Genomic DNA, 3,011 nt, shown 5'->3' with positions numbered 1-3,011 from the left:
ATGTTTAATTCGTCTGATCACAGATACTTTATAAAGTATTTTAATACTTTTTTGAATCCGTCAATGCGTAAGTCCTAGTCTATTACAAACTCTACAATTTGCATATAGTGGAAGCTAATCACTACAAGCTCCAAGATACAAGGTCTATTCCATTGATGAATGCTTTCTGAAGCTCACAGCTTACGAGCATCTATTTGACCTGACTGTATATGCTCAAGACATGAGGGCTAAGGCTTGGCGTTGGTTAGGCCTACCCTGCTGTATTGGAATTGGTCGCTCTAAAACCGAAGCCAAGATTGCCAATCATCTCGCCAAGAAAAACAAGTTCTTCAATGGGGTCTGTAATCTGGCCCATATGGACCCATGCTCTACAGAAACGCTACTCGCGCAGGTTGATGTGTCTGAGGTTTGGGGCGTAGGCAGACAGAACTGTAAGAAGCTCAATACTATGGGTGTTCAATCTGTGCTGGATCTGATCAATGCCAATCCTAAAGAAATCAAAAAGCAGTTTAGTATCGTGATGGAAAAGACGGTGCTTGAGCTACAGGGCCTTTCTTGTATTGACCTTAGTGATGATACTGTAGCGAAGAAGCAAATCATCAGCAGCCGTTCATATGGCAACCCAGTGTATGAAATGGATGACATTAAAGCTTCGGTTCGGCTTTATGTGGCCAGAGCCGTGAAACGAATGCGGGAAGATGGCTCAATCTGCAAGATGATCGGCGTGTATATCCAAACCGGTCGCTTTGATAAGACAGAGCGCTACTCGCCTTACATCGTCGTTCAAATGCATGAGCATACGGATGATCTACTGCTCATCACCAAGGCCGCGATGAAAGGCATCGATCAGATATTTAAGAAAGGCTTTAAGTATAAAAAGGCGGGAATCGTGCTGCTCGAAATTACAGATCAATCCAAGTTTGTGCCCGATCTATTCACGGACTATTCACATAAGCAAGAGCGAGAAAGGCTTTCAGATGCCATCGAAGCCATCAGTGAACGGTTTGGGAAGAATCTCGTCACGCTAGGCATTGCCAACAATAAAGAAGCCACATGGCACATGAATCAAAACCTTAGATCACCTTCGTATTTAACCAAATGGTCTGACTTACCAAGAGTAGGATAAAAACATGCACTTATTTAAATTAACGGGGTCGTTTGCGGGAGAGGGCGAAATCCTACGCTAAGGCTTTGGCCAACGATATTCTCCGGTAAGATTGATGTGTTCCCAGGGGATAGGAGAAGTCGCTTGATATCTAGTATGACGTCTGTCGCACCTGCTTGATCGCGGCCGCGATAGCTAGATCGCGTTGCTCCTCTTCTCCATCCGCGTTCCAAGCTGCGGAAAGGCACCCATAAGCGTACGCCTGGTCGAGCAGGCGACGCGGATCGACGTCCAGCGCACGAGAGAATGCGTCCGCCATCTGTGCAATGCGTCTAGGATCGAGACAAAGGTCGTCTCTGTCAGCCGGATCGTAGAACATATTGGCGGCGCCAAAGCCCACTTCACCGACCAGACCGACGGGATCTATCACCAGCCAGCCGCGACTGGAGAACATGATGTTTTCATGATGCAGATCGCCATGTAGCCCACGCAGTTCCGAGGCATTGCTCATCATTTGATCGGCTATAATCGCCGCGTGGACGTAGTCAGTTTGACAACCTGCGTTTTGATCATCGCGCGCCCGCTGAAACAAAGCTGCAAAGCGATCCCGGATCGGGAGAAGGGCAGAAGGCAGGGGTTCCTCAGATGCGGCATACAGCTTCGCCATTAGTTCCGCTGCAATTTCGGTCGCCTGGTAGTCGCCGTGCTCGGCAACGATGTGAGAGAGCATTCGCTCCCCGGCATATTCGAGCAACATCAGATTGTTCTCACGACCGAGCAACCGGACTGCTCCCCTCCCATTGCGCCATACCAGATAGTCGGCCCCGCGCAGTTCATCAGCAATGTCTTCTATAGGTTTCAATCCCTTGACGATTGCAGGAGTCCCGTCTGGCAATGAAACTTTCCAAACGAGGCTGGAAAAGGTGTCCGCAATGAGAACAGGTTGCGAAACGTGCCAATGAGCAGGAAAAACAGGCGGCATGAACATCAACCCCAAGTCAGAGGGTCCAATCGCAGATAGAAGGCAAGGCGTTCGCGGTCGGGGGCTTCGATCCCCAATACATTGAATAGGACAGCGAAGGCGCGCTCTGCTTCATCTGGCGCTGCCCAGTTCTCTTCGGCGTTAGCAATCATGAGTGCCAAATCGGCATAGCGATCTGCTGTTCCGAGCCGCCCAAGGTCGATCAGACCCGTGCATTGAAGAGTTTTAGGGTCCACCATGAAGTTCGGCATGCAGGGATCACCATGGCAAACAACCATATCGGTGCGCTCTTGGTCGAGCCGCACCGGTAGCTCTCGTTCGACACGAGCCAAAAGATCGAGCTGCGGCGTACTCTTGTCCTCGTCCGGTAAGAAGTCGGGATTGACGGCATTGCGGGACACCACATCAACGGCGCGTCCGAACATTCGCGACAGCCTGCGCTCAAACGGACATTGATCAACCGATAGGCTGTGAACAGCGCCAAGTTGCTGCCCCATTGACGGCCACGCTTTGAGCAAATCCGCTCCAGACAGATCAGCCGCCGGTACTCCCGGAATTGCCGTTATCACCAAGCATGCACCCTCCTGTTCCTCCTGCCAGTTGATCACCTCGGGGCAAGCCACACCTCGACCTTTGAGCCAAATGAGGCGGTCACGCTCTCCAGCGAGCTCACCGCGGCGGGAAGCAGGTGCGATTTTCGCGAAGGCATGCCCGTCACCACGTCGAAAAACAAAATCACCAGATTCTCCGCCTCTGACAGGCAACCAGTCAGAATGCGATTCACCAAAAAAAATATTAGTTCGATTCAATGGAGGTTCCTTCAGTTTTCTGATGAAGCGCGGAGGTGAGAGGTGGTCCCACTTGTTTGAACAACTAAAAGCTTATTTATAAGTGATACTCTGCTCTAGTTAAGCTACCTTATTT

At 50.4% G+C, this 3,011-nt stretch carries 2 protein-coding genes and 1 pseudogene; 1 reads left to right on the top strand and 2 read right to left on the bottom strand.

The window, feature by feature from the left end; translation table 11 throughout:
- Nucleotides 1-139 precede the first annotated feature (139 nt).
- A pseudogene (locus HHA42_RS13215) lies at nucleotides 140-1,126 on the top strand (DUF4113 domain-containing protein); the annotation flags it as partial.
- Between the two features lie 130 nt (nucleotides 1,127-1,256).
- Here the strand turns inward: HHA42_RS13215 and HHA42_RS13205 are convergent.
- Both HHA42_RS13205 and aph(3'')-Ib read right to left on the bottom strand, forming a co-directional pair.
- Nucleotides 1,257-2,093: an aminoglycoside O-phosphotransferase APH(6)-Id gene (locus HHA42_RS13205; protein WP_000480968.1), complete on the bottom strand. Its 837-nt coding sequence runs from the start codon at nucleotides 2,091-2,093 to the stop codon at nucleotides 1,257-1,259.
- Complete coding sequence (aph(3'')-Ib, locus tag HHA42_RS13200) at nucleotides 2,093-2,896, bottom strand: aminoglycoside O-phosphotransferase APH(3'')-Ib (protein ID WP_001082319.1); 804 nt, start codon at nucleotides 2,894-2,896, stop codon at nucleotides 2,093-2,095. The genes HHA42_RS13205 and aph(3'')-Ib overlap by 1 nt, the downstream gene beginning before the upstream one ends.
- Nucleotides 2,897-3,011: the final 115 nt, after the last annotated feature.

It is taken from the genome of Acinetobacter sp. A3 (genome assembly GCF_012371415.1).
Lineage (GTDB): Bacteria > Pseudomonadota > Gammaproteobacteria > Pseudomonadales > Moraxellaceae > Acinetobacter.
This window is presented reverse-complemented; position numbering and strand designations above follow the sequence as displayed.

What these genes read in the sequence shown, in the direction of transcription:
- HHA42_RS13205 (WP_000480968.1), bottom strand. Translation starts at nt 2,093, where the DNA reads ATGTTCATGCCGCCTGTTTTTCCTGCTCATTGGCACGTTTCGCAACCT.